This window comes from Butyrivibrio sp. INlla21 (assembly GCF_900116875.1).
Classification (GTDB): domain Bacteria; phylum Bacillota; class Clostridia; order Lachnospirales; family Lachnospiraceae; genus Butyrivibrio.
The window spans coordinates 17,663-42,216 of the sequence record NZ_FPCC01000026.1 but is presented as its reverse complement, the minus strand read 5'-3'; the positions used below and the strand labels follow the sequence as shown (position 1 = coordinate 42,216).

General features: G+C 40.7%; 21 protein-coding genes. 19 read left to right on the top strand and 2 right to left on the bottom strand.

Annotation, left to right across the window (positions count from 1 at the left end; genetic code table 11):
* Positions 1–355 precede the first annotated feature (355 nt).
* Complete coding sequence (locus BM377_RS13045) at positions 356–1,153, bottom strand: hypothetical protein (RefSeq protein ID WP_092249304.1); 798 nt, start codon at positions 1,151–1,153, stop codon at positions 356–358.
* A complete protein-coding gene (locus BM377_RS13040; RefSeq protein ID WP_092249301.1) occupies positions 1,147–1,845 on the bottom strand; it encodes an ABC transporter ATP-binding protein in 699 nt (232 codons plus the stop codon). Before BM377_RS13040 ends, BM377_RS13045 begins: the two co-directional genes overlap by 7 nt.
* A gap of 198 nt (positions 1,846–2,043) precedes the next feature.
* Here BM377_RS13040 and BM377_RS13035 point away from each other — a divergent pair, with 198 nt between their 5' ends.
* The 19 genes from BM377_RS13035 to BM377_RS12945 all read left to right on the top strand — a co-directional run bounded on the left by BM377_RS13035 (position 2,044) and on the right by BM377_RS12945 (position 24,433).
* Entirely contained in the window at positions 2,044–2,406 is a 363-nt protein-coding gene (locus BM377_RS13035) for a GntR family transcriptional regulator (RefSeq protein WP_092249298.1), read from the top strand.
* Between the two features lie 32 nt (positions 2,407–2,438).
* Entirely contained in the window at positions 2,439–3,140 is a 702-nt protein-coding gene (locus BM377_RS13030) for an ABC transporter ATP-binding protein (protein WP_092249295.1), read from the top strand.
* Positions 3,134–3,847 carry a hypothetical protein gene (locus BM377_RS13025; protein WP_092249292.1) on the top strand — a complete coding sequence of 238 codons (714 nt, stop codon included), beginning with the start codon at positions 3,134–3,136 and terminating at the stop codon, positions 3,845–3,847. The genes BM377_RS13030 and BM377_RS13025 overlap by 7 nt, the downstream gene beginning before the upstream one ends.
* Entirely contained in the window at positions 3,844–5,718 is a 1,875-nt protein-coding gene (locus tag BM377_RS13020) for an extracellular solute-binding protein (RefSeq protein ID WP_092249289.1), read from the top strand. Before BM377_RS13025 ends, BM377_RS13020 begins: the two co-directional genes overlap by 4 nt.
* A 177-nt stretch (positions 5,719–5,895) precedes the next feature.
* Positions 5,896–6,600, top strand: coding sequence for a glycosyltransferase family 2 protein (locus BM377_RS13015; protein WP_092249286.1), 705 nt, complete (start codon positions 5,896–5,898; stop codon positions 6,598–6,600).
* Between the two features lie 22 nt (positions 6,601–6,622).
* The gene (locus BM377_RS13010) at positions 6,623–7,294 is read left to right on the top strand and encodes a hypothetical protein (RefSeq protein ID WP_092249283.1); all 672 of its coding nucleotides are present in this window, start codon (positions 6,623–6,625) and stop codon (positions 7,292–7,294) included.
* A gap of 277 nt (positions 7,295–7,571) precedes the next feature.
* Entirely contained in the window at positions 7,572–8,312 is a 741-nt protein-coding gene (locus tag BM377_RS13005) for a Tim44 domain-containing protein (protein WP_092249280.1), read from the top strand.
* Positions 8,313–8,436: 124 nt separating this feature from the next.
* Positions 8,437–9,108 carry a hypothetical protein gene (locus BM377_RS13000; RefSeq protein ID WP_092249277.1) on the top strand — a complete coding sequence of 224 codons (672 nt, stop codon included), beginning with the start codon at positions 8,437–8,439 and terminating at the stop codon, positions 9,106–9,108.
* A gap of 154 nt (positions 9,109–9,262) precedes the next feature.
* On the top strand, positions 9,263–10,186 hold the full coding sequence (locus tag BM377_RS12995) for a bile acid:sodium symporter family protein (protein ID WP_092249274.1): 924 nt from the start codon (positions 9,263–9,265) through the stop codon (positions 10,184–10,186).
* 135 nt (positions 10,187–10,321) lie between these two features.
* On the top strand, positions 10,322–11,080 hold the full coding sequence (locus BM377_RS12990) for a hypothetical protein (protein ID WP_092249271.1): 759 nt from the start codon (positions 10,322–10,324) through the stop codon (positions 11,078–11,080).
* A gap of 21 nt (positions 11,081–11,101) precedes the next feature.
* Entirely contained in the window at positions 11,102–12,253 is a 1,152-nt protein-coding gene (locus BM377_RS12985) for a hypothetical protein (protein ID WP_092249268.1), read from the top strand.
* Positions 12,254–12,424: 171 nt separating this feature from the next.
* Positions 12,425–13,279, top strand: coding sequence for a DUF3990 domain-containing protein (locus BM377_RS12980; protein WP_092249266.1), 855 nt, complete (start codon positions 12,425–12,427; stop codon positions 13,277–13,279).
* Between the two features lie 23 nt (positions 13,280–13,302).
* The gene (locus BM377_RS12975; protein ID WP_177223887.1) at positions 13,303–13,791 is read left to right on the top strand and encodes an antitoxin; all 489 of its coding nucleotides are present in this window, start codon (positions 13,303–13,305) and stop codon (positions 13,789–13,791) included.
* A gap of 103 nt (positions 13,792–13,894) precedes the next feature.
* A complete protein-coding gene (locus BM377_RS12970; RefSeq protein WP_177223886.1) occupies positions 13,895–14,611 on the top strand; it encodes a LytR/AlgR family response regulator transcription factor in 717 nt (238 codons plus the stop codon).
* 4 nt (positions 14,612–14,615) lie between these two features.
* Positions 14,616–15,935, top strand: a complete 1,320-nt coding sequence (locus BM377_RS12965) for a sensor histidine kinase (protein ID WP_092249261.1) — start codon at positions 14,616–14,618, stop codon at positions 15,933–15,935.
* Positions 15,936–16,481: 546 nt separating this feature from the next.
* On the top strand, positions 16,482–19,478 hold the full coding sequence (lanM, locus tag BM377_RS12960) for a type 2 lanthipeptide synthetase LanM (RefSeq protein WP_092249258.1): 2,997 nt from the start codon (positions 16,482–16,484) through the stop codon (positions 19,476–19,478).
* 20 nt (positions 19,479–19,498) lie between these two features.
* Positions 19,499–20,242, top strand: coding sequence for a flavodoxin family protein (locus tag BM377_RS12955; RefSeq protein ID WP_092249255.1), 744 nt, complete (start codon positions 19,499–19,501; stop codon positions 20,240–20,242).
* Positions 20,239–22,404, top strand: coding sequence for a peptidase domain-containing ABC transporter (locus BM377_RS12950; protein ID WP_092249252.1), 2,166 nt, complete (start codon positions 20,239–20,241; stop codon positions 22,402–22,404). The genes BM377_RS12955 and BM377_RS12950 overlap by 4 nt, the downstream gene beginning before the upstream one ends.
* Positions 22,382–24,433 (top strand): cellulose binding domain-containing protein, encoded by a 2,052-nt coding sequence (locus BM377_RS12945; protein ID WP_177223885.1) that lies wholly within the window; start codon positions 22,382–22,384, stop codon positions 24,431–24,433. The genes BM377_RS12950 and BM377_RS12945 overlap by 23 nt, the downstream gene beginning before the upstream one ends.
* Positions 24,434–24,554 lie beyond the last annotated feature (121 nt).

The window sequence follows — 24,554 nt, the reverse complement described above, 5'->3', positions numbered from 1 at the left end:
TAAAGCCAATTTTTCGGTCGCAGCTCACATGTGCAGAAAGTATTACCGCGGTACGACATCTCCACCAGATCTGGAAACCATCATTTCAAGAAATCTTGTACCTATTAGACCAGACAGGCACCGGGTAAGATACCAGTCTGCAAGAATCTTCAGAGGTTTCCTCTATAGGGTAGCATAAAGCTTTGAATTTTACACGTTAAGCTCAGGCGGATTTTAATCCGTCTTTTTGACGTGGAAATGACATAGAAAAAGAGGATGAAGGAACTATTCCAACATCCTCTTTGATTCTTTTTGTCCCCGAGTCCAATGTTAACTTAATGACATTGATCATATGATCCGGCATTCTTTTTTATCCTCAATCCAGATTGAGCTGTTTATTTGATGTAAATATCGATGCGCCGTAGAAGACTGCGATCAGTACTACTGAGTAGATCAAGGTCTTTGTGAGCATTTCCGATAAGTAGCTAAAGCCGTCGTATCCGCCTAGTGATTCGGGTGAGAAGAACAGGTTGCCGTAGTTGAGGCTGAAAGATATGATCATCAAAACAAAGCTTGTGGCGAAGTAGCAAAGTACTGCGCCGAGGATCTTGTGCTTGCTCCAGAGCTGGCCGATGCTTATGCAGAAGAAGTATGTCATAAGTGTTGCGAAGCTTCTGAGTATCCAAGTGAAGGTACATTGCAGCACAAGTGATGTGATATTAAAATCCACCGAAACTGACATGAGATCATCTATGAATTCTCTTACGTAAGGAAGGCCGCCCGGGATGGTTATTGCTGCAAAGATGCAGAGTCCCATCGATAAAGAAACGAGCGCCGACCATACGCATCCTGTTATCATTCTTGAAGAAACAACCTCGGTGATGCTCGCGGGAAGTGTGAATGACAGGTATCCCTGCGAGGTGTAAAGGCTCTTGTAGTAATGTACCACGAGGTAGATCACGGAAGCCATGTGAAGAGCCGAGAGCACCATGGCAAATCCCAGTATTCCGAAAACCAAAAGGAATTGACCCACACCGTCTTCCAAAGATTCCGAAGCAACCAAAAATTTAAAAAACAATCCGCCTACAAGTCCGATGGCTATAGTGATCGCACATATAAGCGACATTATTACCCATGTATTCTTAAATTCGTGTTTGATAAGTGTTCCTAGCATCTGTACACCTCCCTGAATAATTCATCAACCGATTTGCCGCTTTGCATTCTTAAGGCTTCAACGGGCTGATAAAGTCTGATGTTGCCGTACTGTAAAAAGATGGCTTCATCAAGAACCTGTTCCACGTCGGTTATAAGGTGCGTGGAGATGAGGATGGTTGCGGAAGGATCGTAGTTGTTAATTATAGTATGTAAAATGTAATCTCTTGCGGCGGGATCAACGCCTGCTATGGGCTCGTCAAGGACGTAGAGTCTGGCTCTTCTGCTCATTACGAGGATGAGCTGAACTTTTTCCTTGGTTCCTTTTGAAAGAGTCTTCATCTTGAGCTTGGGATTGATGTTAAGATTCGAAAGCATCGCGTAAGCTCTGTTAGCGTCGAAATCTCTGTAAAAATCCATGAACATGGCGATCGCGGCTTCAACAGTCATGCTGTTATCAAGATAGGTCGTATCCGGAAGATAGGATACGATTGCTTTACTCTGAGGGCTGACGGGATTACCGTCTATAAGCACTGTACCGGAAGTTGGTTGTAAAAGACCGCATATGATCTTAATGAGCGTTGTCTTTCCGCTTCCGTTTGGTCCAAGCAGGCCCGTTATATGTCCGGAGCCGATGGAAAGGTTGATGTTTGAAAGAGCTTGGACGTTGCCGTATCTCTTAGATAAACCTTGTATTTCCAACAGATTATACATTTTCTCTTCTCCTTATAAAAATAACTATTATTAATACAATAATCGCGCAGATGAGGTTGGTCAATATTTTATTGCGGATTAATTACTAAATATTAAAAAGGTGTTGACAAGATTTTGAAATTGCACTATTGTATTATTGTACTAAGTGATTAGTACAGTAATACAGAATAAAAATTATATAGAAAGGAACAGAGTACTATGCCATGGAACCTTAATTCGGACAGCCCGATATTTGTCCAGATTATTGAGCATCTACAGATTGATATTGTTTCGGGTAAGTACAAACCGGGAGATAAGCTGCCGAGTGTTCGCGACCTCGCAGGCGAAGCCGGCGTAAACCCAAATACAATGCAGAAGGCACTCAGTGAACTGGAATCGACGGGGCTTGTTCACTCAGAAAGAACCAGCGGCCGTTTCATAACGGAGGACGATAACATGATTAAAAACTTAAGAAAGTCACTTGTGGACGTACAGATCGAAAAATTCTTCAAGAGCATGGAAAAGCTCGGATTTACGGGAGATGAGATCTTGGAACTTGTAAAAGAATACGCACAAAAATGATTTGAACAACAATTATTTAGAAGGAGAGAAGTATGAATAATCTTTTAGAAATTCAGGGATTATCTAAGACATATGGAAGTGTTGCGGCATTGAATGATGTAAGTCTTTCAATCGAACCGGGACACATAATCGGTTTACTTGGTCCCAACGGAAGCGGAAAGACAACGCTTATTAAGATAATATGCGGATTGCTTCAAGCTAACAGCGGAACGGTACTTGTTGACGGTAATCCCGCAGGAACGGCAGACAGCAGAGCGGCAATATCCTATCTGCCGGATCAAACGTACCTTGACGGGGATATGACAATTGAAGCCATAGTTGATATGTTCAAGTACTTTTATGAAGACTTTGATGAGAACAGAGCGATGGAGATGATCTCAAGCCTTAATCTTAATCCGAAGGCTAAGCTCAAGACTCTTTCAAAGGGTAATCAAGAAAAAGTGCAATTAATGCTTGTGATGAGCCGCAGAGCCAAGCTCTACATTCTTGATGAGCCTATCGCAGGTGTGGATCCCGCAGCAAGGGATTACATTTTACGAACCATTATAAGTAACTATGAACCTACAGCTTCGATGATAATCGCAACTCACCTCATTTCCGAAGTCGAGCCTGTGCTTGATGAAGCTATTTTCTTACAGAACGGCAGTATCAAGCTCTTTAAGCCTATTGATGACATAAGAGCTGAGGAAGGGATGTCGGTTGATGAATTGTTCAGGGAGGTATACAGATGTTAGGAAAGTTTATTAAATACGACCTTAAAAAGACAGCGCCGGTAATGGCATTACTGTGCGGTATAACCATACTGTTGGGTATAGTGTGCAGCATATTGCAACATTGGTCTCAAGATACAGAATATGCACTGATTGAACTATTGGGATTGATGGTACTATGTGTGATCGCACCTCTGCACATGATCTCAAAATACTACTGCAAGAGTCTTTATACAAACGAAGCATACTTGACATATACTTTTCCGGCATCAAACAAAGTGATCGTTTCCTCTAAGATCATTGTTACCTTAATATGGGCGACAATTTTTTGCGCATCGGCGTTCATCTCTTTGGTGGCATTTACGCCTGAATCGATCATGCATGTCATTAACGAACGCACAGATCCGAAAGTGGTGCTTAAGATAATATACCTACTTTTTGTTATGTTTCTCATGGGCATCGCAGGGGTTATGGCACTGATCTTTAGCATATGCATCGGAAATCTGTGGCGCAATCACAGTACGATCGGAACGATACTTTGCTTTACAGTATTAGGTTTTACTTTGATGTTCATTTATATGAAGAATTTAGGCATGAGCGTGGCACATCGCGGCGATCACTTTTGGGGATATGAGGATCTTTTTTGGAACTTTGTTTGCTCAATTGTATTAATAGTAGTTTTCTTTGTTGCTACCGTAAACATTACAAGTAAAAAGCTCAATCTGGATTGAGCCGGGAATGCAGTGATGATGAAGTAACCGGATCTTTTCTTGAAAAGGTTACTCCTTCGGGAGAGGTTGTTTACAAATATGATATATCAAAAGAATTGGAGGAAGATTGGTCTTATATCAGATCTATGACATGGACCGAGAAACACGGCCTTGTATGCGGTATGTTGGATGGCCTCGAGACTTTTGACGAGCAGTCCGGATTCAAAGTGCTTGTAGACAAAAAAACTTTCAGCGGCATGGGCGGAATTATGAATGTTCTCGAACTTGCGGACAATAAGCTGTTTGTAAATTATTTTGATGAAAAAAGTTATGATCAATCATTCGTTATAGTTAACGCTGAAAACAATAAAGTAGAAAAGAAACTCGGAGGTTTTGAGTCACACGGATACTATACCTTCTTTAAGGATGAAAACAACACATTATATGGTGCGGATTCAGACGGAGTTTATAAATATAACGAACAAACAGACACGGCTGATAAATTGCTTGATTACACAGACTCATCCATCAGTTCCGATCAAGTGTTGTCGCGCGTAGGATTTATTGCCTTAAATGAAAAAGAGATTCTCGCGGATACCGGTGCGGATTATAATGCAACCGATTCGCTTGTAAAGCTTACCAAGGTAAATCCTGAGGATGTGAAAGATAAAACCATAATTACATTATCGGCTCTGTATCTGGAGAAACAAATTAAAGATCAGATTTTGGAATTCAACAGAACAAACGATAAGTATGCTATAAAGATAATTGATTACAGTGAGCTTGGTAATGGCAACTACGAAGACATTATTAAGCAGTTTAACCTTGATCTTACTGCCGGAAAAGTGGCCGATATCATGTGCTTTTCAGGAAATGAATCTGCTATAGAAAAGTACGCCAATAAGGGTATACTGCTTGATCTTGCACCTGCTTTTGAGCAAGGCGGACCTTTGGGAGATCTTGAGATCCTTCCCAACATCAAAGAGATGATGAATTATAACGGCAAGACTTATACATTCATCCCTTCGTTTGAGCCCCTTACATATGTGGTCAGAGCAGAAGATGCAAACGGTAAAACATCTTTGTCATACAAGGACTGTGAAGAGCTTATTAAAAGCAGAGGAACGGATTATAAAGCCGCGTTTGGTTCACTAAACACAAGAATGAATGTCTGCTCATATTTTTGGGTATATTATGGAAAAGAATTCCTCGATATCAAGAGCAAGAAGTGCAACTTTGATTCACCGGAGTTTGTTGAGTTTTTGAAATTCACAAATAATTTCCCTGATGAAGAACCGGTTGATGTTGTTAATGATTTTGATATCGATGCGCCATACACCACGGGAGATGCAATATTTTACAACATAGGATTCAGAAATATATGGGAATACGCTAAGCTTAAGCAGGTTATATTCCATGGTGATATTGAGATGGTGGGATGTCCCAATAATCTCGGAAAGAATTTTGCTGCGATCCAGGGTCCTTCATTTGCCATAAACAGTAAAACAGAGCATATGGACGTTATTTATGATCTTATCAGAGATATGATGACTGCAAATACACAATCAACAGGCGGCTTTTCGCCGGTAAAACCTGTGTTTGAAGAGCAGCTTCAGGCAGCCACCAAGGAAGCAAGCGATAATGATACTTTTGCAAACACATATGATCCTGTGACCTTCGAAGATATAAAATTAGATCCTATATCAGAGGATGATATTAAGAAGTTTTATGATTATGTAGTTGCAATAGATACATTTGCAAGCGTTAACATGCAGATTTCAAATATTGTCATGGAAGAAGCTTCGGCATATTTCAAAGGAGAAAAGACAGCAGAAGAAGCTGCAAAGATTATTCAGAACAGAGTCGGTGTTTATATCGATGAAAACACCTGATAGAAGTACTTTTTAATAAAAAAGAGTTATAACAAAAGGCAGAAACTCAGCAGCAGTGCAGAGTTTCCGCCTTTCTATGTCTGGACGGATAAAAGATAATGATGATATACTTAGACCCATGGGGCTTTATGGCTTCCATGTTTTAATGGTTATAGTTAAAAGGAAAGGAGAAAGAACATGAAGATGAAAACACAGGCGGTAGTAGGACTTTTGACTGCAGGCATGATGGCAGTGACAGGATTTGCAGGAGTGCAGTCAATCATAGGCGGAACGATTACGGCTGTTGAGAAAACTATGGAGGAGAACGGACGCTCGTCTGCTTTGTCGTATAGCGGAGAAAAGGGTATTACCGGTAAAGTTACAGAGTATAAGAGTCTTGATGATGTAGTAAAGAACCTTGAGAAGGGCGACGGATATAAGTTCGTTAAGATTGCCGGCTATGGTGAAAAAGCTCTTGTAGTTGCGCCACGTGATGATGACCCTAATGATGATCATGCGGGAATTGCTGTAAGAGATGGTGTGGCATACGGAACCTATGTGGTAATTTATTCAAAGAGAGCAGACGGTAAGATCGTAACGGCAGGCGCTTTGAAGACCGGTTCAACAGGACAGGTTTTCCATATGGATCCCAAGACAGGCGTTATCTATACTCATAGTCATCACACTTATGAGACATATTTCCTTTCAGCTGATGGAGGAGAACTGTTGCATAAGGACTTCTTCCAGGATGATGATTCGGATGTAAACGGAACATGCTGGGGATATAAAAGGGATGTAAATACTAAAGATCCGGTTGAATGTGATATCACCTTGGCCGAATACAATAAACTTCGTAAAGACGCTGACAAAGTAAGTGTTGATGTTGTCTTTGATGTGAAATAAAAAGGGAAAGAGGGAAAAAGAGATGATCAGAAAAAGTATGAAGTTGGCTGCAGCTGTAATGGCAGCAGGAGTATTTGCGGTAACAGGATTTACAGGCGTTCAGGCAGTAAGCGGACTTGCTAGTGTCGAGACAGTTGAATATGCCATGAAGGAAAACGCTGCGCGTGAAGGTGCATTAAATGCGAGTAGTGCAGGAACTATCGTGAAAGATGCGGATGATCTCGGTGATATTCCGGTAAAAAAAGGCCAGGGATATAAGTATGTTTATCTCAAGGGCTTGCAGGGAGAAGCTTTACTGGTAGCTGACCATCCTATGGAGAATGATAATAACAGAGCTACTCAGGCGAAGGTTTATGTTCAAAAGGACGGAGGACCGGTCGTATACGTTGGAGAGATCAATACCGGAGCAACTTCTAGGTTGATCAGTATATCTGACAACGGAGTGATCGTGGCTCATACTACATACTCATTTGAATCATTTATGATATCAGCTGACGGAAAGAAACTCGAAGCTAAGGATAGTATCAGCTTTGTTAATTCTGATGATGGAAAAAGCCAGATTTACACCGGATATACCAGAGCTAAGGATTTAAACAGCCCCAAGGTTACTTTTGCAGGTACACAAAAGGATTATGATAATCTTGAAAAAACATTGTTTGGAAATGTTGAGCCTATTTCATTTAAAGTGAAATAACAATAATAAAGCAAGGGTTAACATTTAAAAAGCACGTTTGGAAGCGGGAACTTGATTTTATCGATGAGTTTCTGCTTCTTTTTACTGGACGAACGTACGGATATGTGTTATTATGTTACACGTGAAGAGACTTTTGGCTTTCCATCACTTATATGACGGTTATAATACCAATGGGGAAACAAATAAGTGATATATATGATAAAATGCATGGAGTATGTGTGTGCATGCTCCTTGTTTTTTTATAAAAAGTCTTATATAAGGAAAGGAGAAATTGAATATGAAGAAGAGAGGCGTACAGCTTGCTACAGGACTTATCTTTGCAGGAATGGTTGCAATGACAGGTTGTGGTAGCGCACAGACAACCGGAGCAGAGGCTCCTGAGACAACAGGTGTGGAGACAGAGGCTCCCGCTACAGAGGTTGCTGAGCCTGAGGCAGAGGCACCTGCTGCAGAATTATCTGTTGATACAGAGTCTGTTGATGTACCTATGGAGGAGAACGAGTCTGCGCTTTCAGGTAGCACACAGACAGGAACTCTTACGAAGTTCAAAAATCTTAAAGAGGTAGAGCATTCTGTTACAAAGAATCAGGGATATGCTTATGTTAATGTACAAGGTGCGAATGTTTCTGTTATTGCGGTGGCAGATTCATTAGACGGTCGCAACACAGCAGAAACAGTAACATTCTACACTAAGAAGAGTGGCGAAGATAAAGTATATTGCGCAGGTAAACTTGCCGCACACGATCCTTTGCAGTTGACCGATCGAGGAGTTATTATCGCAAATTCGCAGCACTTTACGTTTGAGACATATTTCTTATCAACAGACGGAAGATCACTTGAGCATAAAGACTATATCGAGCTTGCTAATGGACAGAGCGGAAAAGTAATCCATTCATATAGAAGATCTTCCAACAAGGTTTCTAATGAATACTATAATGGAACTCAGCAGGATCTCCAGAATTATTATAATGACAGTGTAAATGTTCCGGAAATAGTATTTACAAGAGGCACAAAGTAATAAAGAGTAATTCCCCGGAACAGGGTTAAAAGTTCACCTTGAGGCAATGCATGGAGTGCTGCTGAACGCGTGCTCCATGTATTGTTTTTACAAACGCTTATAAAAAGGAAAAGGAGTATATGATATGAAAAATAGAGTATTAAAGCTTGCGACAGGTCTTTTGACCGTTGGAGCTCTTGGAGTGGCAACTATGATCGGTTCACAGGCAGTTGGTGTAGTTGAGACTACCGCTGTTGTGATGAAGCAGAATGATGCTTCCAGTTTAACCGGAACAGAAGATCATAAAGAGGTTACCAATTATAAAGATCTTAAATCTTTCGAGAGATCTTTAGGAAGTGACAAGAGGGTCGCATATATTTACAGTAAAGGCTATCAGGGAGCAGTTCTTTTGGTAGCAAAGGCTGGCGACGTATACACTCGCGATACTGAGGATTCAGATGATAAGGCGAAGAATTATTGCAGTGATGCAATGTTCTATACAGAGGTCGGCGGTGTAGTAAGATGTATCGGTCGTCTTAACCCTGAAGGATCTGGCGGAGATATAAGTATAACTGATAATGGTATTATTTTCGCAACAGGAAAACGTGATGGTCTTGAATCATACCTTGTATCAAAGGACGGCATGGATGTCGTGCATAAGGATTACCTTGAATATAGCAGTGGTTGGGGCTATTACAATGAGTCAAATGATCAGAGTAAAAGAGTTGAATTTACAAATGACCAGACACTCATAGATAAGATCCAGAATCTTAGGGATAAGGCTAAGATCGTTGAGTTCCGTTCACCTGAGAAATAATACGGTCTCGGCGGATAAGGTCAGTGGTTTATAAAAGACACTAAGATCAATCCCACAAAAATTAAATTCGATCGTCCTTGAAATCCCGTCCGGTGAGGGCTATGATATTGGGTAATACAGGTTTTATCCAATATGTTAGGAGGGTTTTTGTAGTATGAAAAAAGTAAGTGATTTTGTGGGAAAGTACATGGCTATCATTGTACTTGTTGTTGCGGCACTGGCGCTCTTTGTGCCACAGAGCTGTCTCTGGATTCAGACGAGCTGGATCAATTATCTGTTGATGCTCGTTATGTTCGGAATGGGACTTACTCTTAAGCCTGTGGATTTTGCGCTTGTGTTTAAAAGACCTAAAGAGATCCTGATAGGTGCTCTTGCGCAGTTCACGATAATGCCTCTTTTGGCGTTTGCGCTTGGTAAGATCTTCGGTCTTGAGGTTGGTCTTCTTGCAGGTGTTATCCTTGTAGGAACTTGCCCGGGCGGAACAGCAAGTAACGTTATCACATATCTTAGTAAGGGTGATGTTGCTCTTTCTGTTGGAATGACAAGTGTCAACACACTTCTTGCACCGTTCCTCACACCGGCTATCACATATATGCTTCTTAGAACAACGGTATCCGTTGACGTAAAGAGCATGTTTATCTCGATCATCAAGGTTGTTATCATACCGATCGCACTCGGACTTATCATCAATAAGTTCTTTGGAAAAGTAACGGAGAAGGTGGTTACAATATTGCCGGTTGTATCGGTTGTTGCGATCACTCTTATCGTTGCGGCAGTTGTATCTCATAACGCAGAGAGAATTCTTACTACAGGCGCTATCGTATTTGTAGTTGTTATTCTTCATAATCTGCTTGGATATCTTCTTGGATATTTCCTCGGAGTTCTTCTTAAACTCCCTGTGTCCAAAAAGAAAGCTCTTTCTGTTGAGATCGGTATGCAGAATTCGGGACTTGCCACATCATTGGCAACTACAGCGTTTCCCGATCTTGCAATGGCAACTGTTCCGGGAGCCATATTCTCTGTATGGCATAATATCTCGGGAGCAATTCTTGCAAACATCCTAAGAAAGTTTAACTAATTTGTAATATTCATCCGAATATGATATACTAGTGCATGGAAGTATATTCTTCCGTGCACTTTTTTGTTTGTAAGCATTGTTCTTTGGGGAAGGAACAGTGATTTTGTTTTGATTGTAATATGAAAGGAAAGAGTAATGAGAAAGGATATTATAAGAAGAGCGAGAGCTCTTTTGATAATAGCGACGATTCTTATATTGACGGGTTGCGTGGGCGATCCGCAGGAACCAAATGACAGGGTGACGATTGACGATCCGAACACTATTGTATTAAACGGTGGTGACGATAACTCTGAAGAATCTGAAGAATCCGAAGAGGAGTATGAGGAAGAAGGAGAGACACCTGACGAAACTGAAGCAGAGCCTGAAGAGGATGTGCCTTTACCGGCGGATTTTGTGCAGAAGGCAGCAGGTAAGACGGAGTTTGAGAGTTTTGATGAGATTATTTCTTATCTTACCAAGGGACAGGGATATGCTTATGTTAGGTTGGACGGTTGTGACGAGGATATGCTTTTGATCACGGATATCATTTATCCATACAAGGGTGTCATTACTTCAAATCAGGCTTCTGTCTATTCAAAATCCGGTGATGTTTATGTAAATTTAGGTAGTATCGCAGGCGCCGATAAAGACTATCCGCTTGCGGTTTCGAGTGATGCTCTTTATACCTATGACGATTACAACTATAATGTGTATTTTGTAAATCCGGAATCGAAGGCGCTGGTTACGAAAGAGCATTTTTATCAATCGGATGTAACTCCGGGGCAGTATTTTGGAAGTTACAGAGAGCGCGCCACCGATGAATATACTGAGTTTAACGGTGGGCAAGAGGAGTTTGAACAGTTCAGCAATAGTTATTTTGAATCGGAAGTAGTAGTTTTTACAGCGGTTGAGTAAAAGATAAAGTGAGGAAATATTATGAGAAAAAATATATTTTGTAAGACGACAGTTCTTTTGACAATGGCAGCTATGCTGCTGATGACGGGATGCGGAAACGGCTCGGCCGGGGACGGTGCGGATTCTGCCGGAAGCTCTGAGGTTTCCGATAACGGCGGCGCATTGGAGAGTGCCGGTGAGACTTCGGAGAATGCGGGAACACAGCTTGCAAATCCTTGGAGAGATGCTACCGAGGAAGAGGTCGGATATATTACGGAAGGCTACTTTAAAATTCCGGAAGGTGCTACAAATGTTGTTTGCAGTGCAATGGATAAAGAGGGGGATGAGAAGCCTCTTTATCAAGTAACTTTTGATCTGGATGGGAATAATTTCACTGCCAGAGTGGAGTACGGAGCTGAAGATTATGCCGATATTTCGGGAATGAATTATGAGTGGACTTCGACAGATGAGGGCAAGCTCGCCGGATGGGGCGACGGAAACATGGAGGCGAAGTTCTACAGATATGTGGGCGATGAGTGCGCAGATCTTTGCACTTGGTATGATATCGAGATCGGTATCGCGTACAGCCTTTCTACTGTAGCTAAGAATCTTGATGGCTTCGACATTCAGGCTGTTGCAGAGGCAATGTATCCGGGCGATGATGTCTTGCTTGATGATTTTGTTCAGCAGGCTGCGCAGAAGGAAACTTTTGAAAGCTTTGACGAGGTAATTTCTTATCTCACCGAGGGTCAGGGCTATGCGTATATTAATGTCATAGGACACGAGGGCGATGTGCTTGCGGTAACGGACTATGTCTATAAGAATGATGATAAGACCAATGCTTCGATCGGAGCGACTTTGTACGGAGAGGTTAACGGAAAGATCAGGAGCCTTGGTTATGTGGGTTCCGCCGGAACAGCTTACCCTTTGGCGGCATCTGACGGTTTGATTTATGGTTGTAACCCGCATTCCTATGAAGTGTATTTTTTCAATCCCGATGGAACGGGACTTATGATGAAGGACGATATTACCGAATCCTATGATTCGGCGGGTAATGTAAGTTATTACGGATTTACGAGAGAAACCAACAACTTTGATGATACCGTGGAATTTACCGGCGGAGAAGCTGAGTACAATAAATATTGGGAGAATTACTTTAACGCGGAAGTGATCAACTTTACGGTTGTTAAGTAAGTTCTTTTGCCCGAATATAAATAACGACATGCCAATCGGCGCCTTCCGCTTTTGGAGGGCGCTTTTTACGGGGAATTATTCAGGACGCAAACTTGTTTAAGTAATACTACTTAGACAAGTTGTTGAACTTATTTAAGTAATATGATATAAATAAGTTGAGAGGTAGGCAAAATGGATTACAATTTTTACTATGATATAAAGTCAATACGCGAGATATTGGGAGTGAGCCAGGATGAGCTGGCTGATGAAATAGGAGTTCAACAGATTACTTTGTCCAGAAGTGAACAGGGCAAGACCACCCCTTCCGACAAATTACTGGAGAAGGTATATAGCTATGCGTTTGATAATAATATCAGACTCGGAAGATTAAAAGAAATGTTGTGGCTTGAGAGCATAAAGCCGGGACATAAGCTCCTTTTTCATGGAGCTAAAGGTGAGATTGCCGGCGAGATCAGAGTTGATATGAGCAGGACCAACAACGATTTTGGTCAGGGCTTTTATACAGGAGAGAGTTACGATCAAGCAATCTCTTTTGTCTCCGGATTTGAAAAATCATCGGTTTACTTCTTAGATTTTAACGATTCCGGGCTTAAGGCTAAGAAATACAGAGTAAATCGTGAATGGATGCTGACTATAGCATATTACAGAGGGGCTCTTGATGAGTATGAAGATCACCCTATGATCAGGAAGATAGTAGCTGAATCGAGAGATTGTGATTATATTATTGCCCCGATTGCGGATAACAGGATGTTCCAGATTATTAATTCTTTTATCGCCGGAGAGATAACTGATGAGCAGTGCAAGCATTGCCTGGCTGCGACGAATTTGGGTAATCAATATGTGTTTACGAGCAAGCGTGCAGTAAAGAAGTTGCAACTTGTGGAGAGGTGCTATATTCCTATGAATGAACGCGATTATTATATGGATATTAGGACTGAGGAGACAAGGCTTGGTGATGATAAGGTCAAGCTGGCGCGCAGGCAATATAGAGGAAAAGGTCGTTATATAGATGAGATACTTAAATGATCAGAGGAAGGAGGTTTTTAAATATGGTAAGGAAGATAGATAGAGACGGACTTCTTTTGTGCGAATTACAAGCCAAGACATTTGAACTTTCATTGTCCGAACAGGGAACGAGTTCAGAGATTTTTATAAGAAGATTTATGAACAGTAATATAGCAAAAGAGATTGATAATGCTTCAATTTTACAGACCAACCTCCAGGCAAAAGATATATTGGAGCGCATTGATGAAGAATATGGAGTGTCTGACTACGGTTCAGTTAAATATACTGCAAATGAGATGTATTGGATCGGATATATTTACCGTTACTACTCGTATACATATGGAAGATCATCGCGACAGGTATATAAGACTGTAAAACCAAAGGAGCTGCGCGGACTCTTTTTACCGTATCATACTATGGATCCTGCGCAGGCAGTTGACAGGGTTTTGGAGGCAAAAGGTCTGGTTTATGATGCAGTACAAGAAGAGGAGAGGCAGTACGGAATATATAAGAGAATAAGATTGGGACAGTAGCAATTGCTAAACCGAGCAAAATTTGGCATAATAATAGAAAGGTCGTGGGGGCGCGACATCAGTGGTTTTAATCCAATTAATTCAGATGATGTTGGAGGGGAAAATGGTAAAGATTGCTATTTGCGACGATTCTAAATTTATGCGAGGAGAGATCAAGAAGAGGATTCTTGAATACTCCATGAAAAAAGATTTTGACTACACGCTTAATGAGTATGACGCAGGAGAGAAACTTATCGGATCGGGTGAGAAGTACGATCTGATATTTATGGATTACGAGTTTGAGAACAACGGCGAGAACGGACTCGAGATTGCTAAGAAGATCAGAGTTTATGACAAGAATTCCACTATTGTTTTTGCGACGAGTTATCCGTCTATCGTTTTTGATACGTTTGAAGTCGGCACGTTTCGTTTTTTGACAAAGCCGATTGATGATAATAAATTCTTTGATGTTCTTGATGCTTTCTTAAAGACTATGGAAGAGGACAGCGTTCTTAAGATCCGTTTGGACGGAGAAAATCATTTCTTTAAAGAGAGCATAATATCTTATGTTGAAGGTATGGGCAAAAACTGTATCTTACATTTCTGTGACGGCCGCGAAGAGATGGAGTGCCATGAGACACTTGGCGCCATTGAGGGACGTCTTTCCCCCCGGAAATTTTACAGGTGCTATAAGTCCTTCTTGATCAATCTGGCTCAGGTTGACTCTTACAATCATGAAGAGGTTACCATGAGTACAGGCGAGAAGCTTCTTATCAGCAGACTAAAGTACAAGGAGTTTAACAATATCTATTCGGATTATCTTGTAAAAGCAGGGGTATAAGAATATGGAAAGTATTGGATTGATTCTGGGAATTTACACTATTCGCGGACTTGTTGTTTTCGCGAACTTTTGGATTGTATTCGAAAAGTTTTTTGACTATCAAAAAAAGAAATGGAAAAACAGCAATTGGATCTGGATAGCTGTTTATGCGGCCATCACTTATGCATACAGGCCGATGATAAACTATGGACCGAGAGCTGTATATTTCGTGATGATCTTTCTTTATTTCATGCGGGTTATCCCGTTTCTGTGGGCAAAATACGGATTCAAACCCAGTTTTATTATTACGGTTCCGTTTTATGAGAATCTGATCGATTGTGTCGCCCAGAATATAAAGTTCCTGTTTATTATAAGTAATAGGATGAACATAACCGGATATCAGAGGATAGACGCCGACATTGCTGTTACTATTGCGGAATTATTGGTACTTGTATTTTTGATTGTATTGTCTTTCCTCAAACGCATCAACATTGCCAGAGTATGTTTTACAGAGTTAACGGTACTGGAATACTTTCTTTTATTTGTTACGTGTATGACATATGGAGTGCTGGAGGTAAGAGTTTTTAAGATTCCCGGAGCCGTTGATTCATTGAAGAAGATGTGCGTAATTATTTTTGTGTTTATCCTGATTGTTATAATGCATGTCATTATGGTTCGCGAGCAGAATATTTCTATGAATACCATGATAGGTAATCTGAAAGAACCTATGAAACAGATAACCGAATCATATATCGAGATGAATGATAAAAATACAGAGCTTCGCAGATTCAGACATGATACAAAGAATCTTTTGCTTGCACTTGCTTCTCTTATAAAAGAGGAAAAATACGATCAGGCAACCGAGTATATCGACAAGATGCAGGAAACCATGGACACAACTAAAGTCAAGATGTTCGATACCGGTAATTTTATTGCGGACGCACTACTAGAATCCAAGGCCAAGACTGCAGCGCAGTATGGTATTAAGATGACGATCGAAGGCAATATTCCCGCCAATAAGATTGAGGACGTTAATCTTGTTATCTTAATTTCCAATCTGCTTGATAATGCAATTGAAGCGGCCAAGCAGGTTGATGGCGAGAGGAAGATAGAGATACAGTCTATCCTGAAAAAGAGTATTTGGATCCTTTCTGTAAAGAACTCATGTGTAAAAGATGTTGTTATAAGAGATAACAGGATCGAGACTACGAAAGATAACAAAGAAGCGCATGGTTTCGGACTTTCCAATATAGAGCGTGTAACGCAAAAGTATGCCGGAAAGCTGCAGCTTAGCTGTGAGAATCAAGTGTTCACAGCCAGAGCCACTTTGATGTTAACTGCGTAATAATACAGTTCGTTCCAATTTTTATACCGTTGATTCCCATAACCGTTATTCCGTTTTATTTTTTGTAATATAGAATCATCAGATGCAAGAAAACAAATGCACATGTAAGAGACTTTTACAAAAAATAAAAATTGGGAGGGTATATAGTATGATCGATGATATCGGTGGATGGTTTTGGCCTTAATAAAAGCAACTGAAAAGAAGGTTACAAACAAAAAATAAAATGGGAGTAGATTCCCGGTTGGTAACAAAGGGTAAGTTACCGTCGGAAATCTGCTCCCATTTTTGTGCGTAATACCGTTAATATCTTTGGATAGATTTTGGGCATACAAACATAATAATTTGCTTTTTGATTTTTACTTTGGAATCAACTGAACAAAAAATGCAGTTGGTTCCTTTTTTATGCATGTTAACTCCCAACACCGTTTTGGGAAGGTGATTGTTGATAGTATATGCATGTCAGGTGATACATGGGGCTTCACCTTTAGCGATAAATAGATGTATGAAACAGAAAACGATTAGAAGTAGAAGGGCTGGTTAGAAACTATGAATGAAATGATCAAAAGGGCAAGAACAATCGAAGAAAAGCGCCGGGCATATACCGGCCATGTAGATGTTGACTACAGCTATTTAAAAGAGTGGCGAGATGTCAGATCATTACTGAAAGATAAGTATTTCGAAGAGATGCTTAAAGAGAACAATATGACGGAAGAGGAATTTGCGTACGCACTTCAGCCTGATGTTGAGCTTGATAAGCAGGAGAGCGACAAATGGTATGACACCTACGAAGAGATCATTAACGGATTTAAAGATGAGATGATTGATACAAAAACAGGTGTCGGTCTTGCTACATTACCTTATACCGTTTATCTAAAAAAAAGAATCAGCAAAGTGATTGATAATCTTAAGAATATAAAAGTTGAAGATAAGGTCCTTAATGCTTTCATTGAGAGTCATGTGGCAGAGATGTTTGGTGTCTTTGGAAAACTTACGGCGTTAAGGCTTGCAATATATAAGGAACACCATAAGTTCAGAGCGAGAAATGAAAAGAAGCAGTTCATAGAGTTTTTGAAGAATTCTTTCGGCAAGAAAGAAGATTTTATTTCGTTTTATGAGAGCTATCCGGTAGCCGCAAGGGTGGCTACCGTAAGGACTCTTTTTATGATAAAGAACTATTCCGATATCCTTGAGCATCTCGATAACGATCACAAGGAAATAGAGAAGTTCATTGGCGTTAAGAAGCTAGTGTTTACGGATATCTCATTATCAACAGGTGATTCACACGCACAGGGTAATTCGGTTTCAATCCTTAAATTCGGAGATAAGAAGCTTGTTTACAAGCCCAAGAACCTTGATATAAGCAAGGCGTTTGAAATATTTGTGGATTGGTATGTAGGCAAGTCGGGTATGCTTGACATCAAGATCCCTAGGGGAATTTACAAAGAAACTTATGCATACAACGAGTTTGTTGAGAAGATTTATTGTAAGTCTGAAAAAGAAGTGGAGCGCTTCTATACAAGATACGGCTATCTTGTAGCTATCTGCTATTTGCTTAGTATAAACGACTTACATTTGGAGAACATTATAGCTCATGGCGAGCATCCGGTAATCATTGATCTGGAGACTCTTTTCCAGGTTCCGTCGCAGGTAGAGGGGGAATCGGCGTACATTGACATGGTGAAGCGTTTGGAAAACGAGTCTGTAGGAGCTTCCATGCTTCTTCCCAAGCAGACCAGACTTGGAGGAAAGGAATCAATCAATCTCAGTGCGCTTGACGGAAAAGGCGGAGAGCTTTCAGGGGAATATCTTGCGCCCAAGAATGTAGATACGGCTGATTTTCATTTTGAAAATATAAAAGGACATTTCCCCGCAGGGGATAATATTCCGCAGTACGGAAAAAATAAAGATGTAGATGTTTCACAATATAATCTTGTGATCGTTGAGGCTTTTGAACAGTTTATGAAATTTATTCTTGAACATAAATCGGAAGCTCTCAAGATACTTGAGGTGTTCAAAGGTAAAAAAATCAGGGCACTGCTTAAGGCTACGGAGCGATATGCATCAATGATTCGCTATGCAAATCATCCCCGTTATAACAGTGATATGAAGTACAGAGAGCGCCTTATGATGAATATCTGGGCTTATCCGTACAGGGATAAAAGAGTTATCAAGAGCGAAGTAAAAGATATGTTGTTTAACGACATACCTATCTTCTTTACATATACTGATTCGCTTGACGTTATAGACAGTCGAGGATGTGAGTATCCGGACTTTTATAAGATGTCGGGCTATGAAGCATCAAGAAGAAAGCTCCTTATGCTTACTGAAAAAGAGATAAAACTTCAGAAGACTATCATGACACTCTCTCTTGGAATTATGGATCCGTTCCTTAACATGAAACTTGGTAAGGTAGGAACTGTTTCTGAGGCAAAAAAGATTCATTATATGCCTCATGCTAAGGATATTGCGGACAAGCTTATGAAAGAGGCTTATGTAAAAGATGATGAGTGTGCATTCATCAATCTTGATTGCGATAAAGATGAAAAATGGGGCCTTAAGGCTTGCGAGACAGATCTTTACGGCGGATTGAGTGGTATAGCAGTTTTATACCTTGAACTCTACAGAGAGACGAGAGAAGAAAGATATCTGGATTTTTATCGCATGTTGATGAAGTCAGCAATCATTCAGGCTAAACCGGCTAGTGTGTCTTGCGCATTTACGGGACGTTTGTCACCGATTTATCCGATGATCTTGGAGAAGAAATATCTTAACACAGTTTACGATATTGATTACATCAAAGCGACAATGAAGGCGGTTCATAAGATTACCGATGAACTAATGGAGAAGTATGAGCACAACGATTACACGGCGGGATTGGCCGGAATAGTCAGGTTGCTGAGCCTTATTAAGGAAAACTTCCCCGAGATAGAGTTTGTCCAAGAAAATCTGGATAAATACATAAAGATAACAAGGAAAAGAATAAATAAAGAATATGATGAAGGAAAAACTAAATCCGGTATGGCACATGGCATTAGCGGAATGGTTTACGGCCTTGTTTCCGGAGGAAAGTATGATGCCAAAAAGGTTAAGGAACTTCTTTCTCACGAATATCGTTTAGGTATTGATCCTAAGAAAGATTTTAAATGGTGCTGGGGCTATCCGGGTATGATCCAGGCAAGAATCGCTTTGACCCGAATCGATGATAGCCTTGTTAACAAGAGACAGCTTGGCAGTTTGATAAATAAATTCGAAGCAATGCTGAATGAAACGGTCGGATCGGATACGTTATGCCACGGAACGGGAAGTATCGTGACAACACTTAAGATGCTATACGAATACACCAAAGATAAGAAGTGGATGAATTATCTTAAGAGATACATGTCCGACATGTACATGCATTCACTCTATGAAGGCTACAAGGTAAGCCGGGTTGGTGATATCGAAAGCAAGGGTGTATTTGACGGAATCAGTGGAATTGCTTGGATGTATCTGTACGCTGAGCACAACATAAACAACATTTTGCTGCTGGAAACATGTAACTAAACAGGAACGGGGAAAATGATATGAAAAAGATATTTGTTCTGATCGGCAGTAGGCAAAAAAAAGGTAATACTGCCGGATTCGCGAAACGAATAACGGACAGATTGGATAAGGAAAAGTTTGAAGTCGAATATGCTTTTCCGCAAGATTTTAATATTGCACCGTGCATGGGATGTTCGCAGTGTTTTGTGCGGACGAATTGTGTTAACAGAGATGATCTCAATTTATTACATGAAAAAATATTGGAATCCGATCTGTTTATCATAGCATCGCCTGTTTATATGCATTATTTTACAGCTGATCTAAAGCTGATAATTGATAAGTCTTCGTGGTGGGCACATACATTCAGGCTTCAGGGAAAACCTGTAGTGATTCTGAGTACTTGCGGGACGAATGGGTTTGACACAGTAACAAAGCCGCTTGGCGAAATTATGTCATATATGGGCGGAAATGTAATTGCATCTGCTAATGCAGCTATGATTCCGGATCAGCTTGATAATGAGGAATGGATGGAAAAGGTTTCCGGAGAGATTGCCGGACGCATCAACAAGTATGCATATATTCCGCATGAATCAAATAAGTATATAGAAAGAACTTTTCCATATATGAAGGCATCGGTGCAGTTACAGAAAGAACATAAAGAAAATAGCAATCTTGATATCGAATTCGGTGAATACAACTACTGGCGAGATACGGGAATGCTCAATTATGACTCTTTTGAAGATTATTTAAAAGAAAAATATAAATGCAAGGAGGTAGTGGTTTGAAGGTTAGATTTCAACAACAATGCGAACATTCTGAATGCGGACTGGCCTGTGCCTCTATGATGCTTGACTATTTTGTCGATAAGACAAAATTATCGGGGCTTAGAGATCGATACGGAGTTCCGAACGGTGGCTATAACTTACTGCAGATTCAGGAAGTGCTTAAAGAAAACGGAGTGCTTTCCAAAGCAATTAAGATCGGGAGAGAATCACTTAAGATGGTTCCAAAGCCGTTTATAGCCTTTTGGGATCGTAAGCATTTTGTAGTGGTAGAGAAAGTTTCGCCGGGGTCGGTATCATTGGTCGATCCGGCATCAGGTAAAAAGAAACTTACCAATGAAGAATTTGAAGAACATTTTTCAAAGATAATTTTATATCCGACAAGTGACAATAAAAGAAAATTCCAGTTGCCAAAAATCCATCCGGTACTTGCCGAGAATGGAAAGAGGCATGGAAAGCTTCTTTTGACCACATTGCTTTTCTCAATGATCATGCAATGCATGAGTCTTTTGGTTCCTCACGTAATACAGTCTGTTGTGGATGGATTTGAGAACCAAAGACTCCTTAGTCTAAAAGTATTACTGATGATACTTGTGGGGCTATCGGCTAATTATTTTATTTTTAATCTGATTCGAACGCGGCTTATCACCAAGCTGCAAACGGCATTTGATAAAGGCTTTTTGGGCGATACAATCGAGCAGCTTTTGGATCTTCCGTATTCCTACTTTGTTAACAGGAGTAAGGGAGAATTGATATACAGGATCAACTCCAATACTTATATCAGGCAGGTCATCATAGATCAGATGATAGAGCTTTTGATAGATATTTGTTTCTTCTTCCTGTATTTGGCTGCTATGATGCGTTACAGCCCGGCGCTGGCGACATTTACAATTTTTGTTGCCGGAGCTTTGTGTTTGATCCTGGATGCCAATACCAAGATAAACAGAAAGATTGCTCAGAACGAGATGGTTGTAACTACAAAATCTCAGGACATGATAAATGAGATGGTAAACAACATTTTTACCATTAAATCAACCAACTCTCAGAAGAATCTTTTTAATAAGTGGCAGGATAACTTTGAGAAGCAGATCGGACTTGAGAAGAAACGTGCCAAGTATGCATCGTTTTTGTATAACGCGACGCAGACTATTCAGATCTTTTATCCGCTGAGCATCTTCCTTGGTGGTTATTATCTGGTTCTGCATAACAAGATGACACTCGGAGGAGTCGTTGCATTCAGTTCTATAGGTGCATCATTCCTTTGCCCTATTGTTGCGATCATGAGTTCGTACGGACAATTGGTTACGGTGAAGGTTTATATAGAAAGATTGCTTGACATTATGGATACGCCGAACGAGACAGAAACTGAAGGAAAAGAGCTTCCGGCTGAATCGTGCAGAGATATAGATATGGAACATGTCTTTTACAGATACAGTAAGTTTTCCAAGTATGCGATATCTGATGTATCAGTCAGCATAAAGCCTTTTGAAAAGGTTGCGATCGTAGGAAGCAGCGGATCGGGTAAATCCACGATGATGAAAGTTATGGCGAGCCTATATCCGGTAACCAACGGACGAGTGGCATACGGAAAGAAAGATGTAAAAGATTTAAATGTACATAGATTAAGGGAAAAAGTTGGAATCGTTCTTCAGGAGAATATGCTCTTTAGCGGAAGTTTCAGAGAGAATATCACAATGGGACGCGATTTCACGGATGAAGAGATAAATAAGGTTTTGGCTGCGACCAACCTTACAGGACTTGTAGCGAGTTTCCCGCTTGGTCTTGAGACCAGAATTTCTGAGAGCGGACAGAATCTGTCCGGTGGACAAAGACAGAAGATAGCGATAGCAAGGACGATCATTTCGAATCCTCAGATAGTGTTTTTGGATGAACCTACCAGTGCGCTTGACAATGCTTCTGAAAAGATTGTCATGGACCATCTGTTCAATATGAAGGCAACTATAGTTGTCGTTGCACACAGACTTGCTACTATTCGTGATTTTGACAGGATCATTGTTATGGATAACGGCAGAATCGTGGAACAGGGTAACCATGAAGAACTGCTGGCAAAAGACGGCTACTATGCAAGACTTTACAGAATGCAACCGCAGCATGACTTAAGCACTAAAAAAGGGGATGAAAATGAAGAAAGGTATATATCGTAAATTAGCTCTTAATATGTTTCTTGCAGCCCTTCTAACCATATTCATCGGCGGCTTCTCCATAACGGCGGAAGCCGCTGAGGATAAGGAACAGACGATGGATATCCTGCTAAAAGAAAATGCGGATATCGATAAGGTTACTGAGGAGATAAAAGAGCAAGATGAAAAGATCCAAATTGAAGTATGCGAAGACATTAATTTGCTTCATCTTATCTATCCGGAGTCAGTTGACGTGGAGGAGATTGTGCAAGATAAGAGCATCCGTGGTCAGATAGAGGTAACGGGAGATCTTCCTAAGATTGAAGATCCCAAGGATGACCTTAGCGATGTTGATGTTTCCGATATCACGCCGGAAAGCGAGGAGATGGCGGAAGAGGAAATCGACGATTACGATCTATTTGATATGCTTGCCTGGCATTTGGATGAAGTTACAGACGATAGACAATCACTTGAATATACAACAGGAAAAGGCGTAAGGATCGCGCATATCGATAGCGGAGTTGACACAACACATCCGGTACTTGCCGGAAAGCTCGATCTGGCTAGAGGAAAGTCATACGTTGATGGTGATGACAGCCTGACAGATTATCACAGTCATGGAACGGAAACGGCGGGCGTAATCGCGCAGATAGCACCGGATGCGACTATCACTCCATATAAAGTAATGAATGCAACAGACGGTGAATCGCGCTGGACTCTTGCAGCGATAGTGGATGCGGTAAATGATGGAAACGATGTCATAAATCTAAGTCTGGGAACATATAAGTGCGTGGATGATTGTGATGAACGTATTTTGGTGGCAGCGTATAAAAGAGCTATCAGATATGCACAGAACAATGGTGTAGCGGTTTTTGCTTCGTCAGGTAATAAAGGCATTGATCTGGATCAAAATTACGAGTCCAACAAAGTGTTGCATTTACCCGGTGAGATAAAAGGAGTTAATACTATATCTTCTGTGTGGAACGGTTCAGAAGCCTCATACAGCAACTATGGATCTTGCGTGGAATTCTGTGCTCCGGGAGGAGATCTGGTGTACACGGACGGGTTACTTGATCTTACAGCTTTTATCTATGTTACGTTTCCGACGTATATAGACAATGGGCTTGAGACAATCGGAGTACCTCAAGGGTACACGGTTTCATACGGAACAAGCTTGTCATCAGCAATAGCGACAGCGTGTTTTGCAGACATATATTCATACGGAAAAGAAAAGCATCCGTATTTTCAGATAGATGATGCCTTGGATCTAATGATGGCAGGAAGTAACGACCTCGGAGAAGAGGGAAAAGACGTTCACTACGGAAACGGTGAGATCAATATATTAAAGGCTATCGGAGAGACGGAGCCTAGATATAAAGGTGAAGTGACGGAAGAAAGTGAGAAATCACGGACATATCGCAATCACAGGATAACAACCGATTATAACGTTACGGAAGAATACGGTGATACCTATCACGTAGATGTGACTATTACAAACAATACAGAAAGTACTATCCATAAATGGGAAGTAGAGATGGATCTGGAAGATGAGATAGATCAGATATGGGATGCAAAGGCCCGTAAGGACGGAGATCGCACCATATTATCCGGAGAGGACTACGACCAGGATATTGATTCGGGAGAATCGGTGAGCTTTGGGTTTATTGCCAAGAAAGCGTCGAGTGAAGATGAGATAAATCTTCCGGAAGAGGTCATATTGGTCAATGCGAAATATATGATAAAGCCTGAGGATTACAGTGTAGAGCTTGATATTTCATCGAGCTGGGGTTCCGGTTTTGTTGGAAACGTAACGATAACAAATCTTTCGGATCATGCGATATCCGACTGGAAGCTTGAATTCACCTATGATGCCGACATTGAGAGTATATGGAATGCATCAATAGCAGAAAAAGATGATGATTATTATTCAATACTAAATGACGGAAGTAATCAGAATATACCGGCAGGAGAGTCAGTAACTTTTGGATTTGAAGCAGCAGGGACCGGAGAAGAAGAGATCGGAAACGTATCGCTTATAAGTATTACCAAATAAAAAAATACAGTTCGTTCCGACTTTAATACAATTAATTCTAAAAAGAGAAATAACTAAGTATCGGTTGATAATATAAACTTGTCAGAAGTAAAGACACTGTTTTCAAAAAAGGAGAGAACTA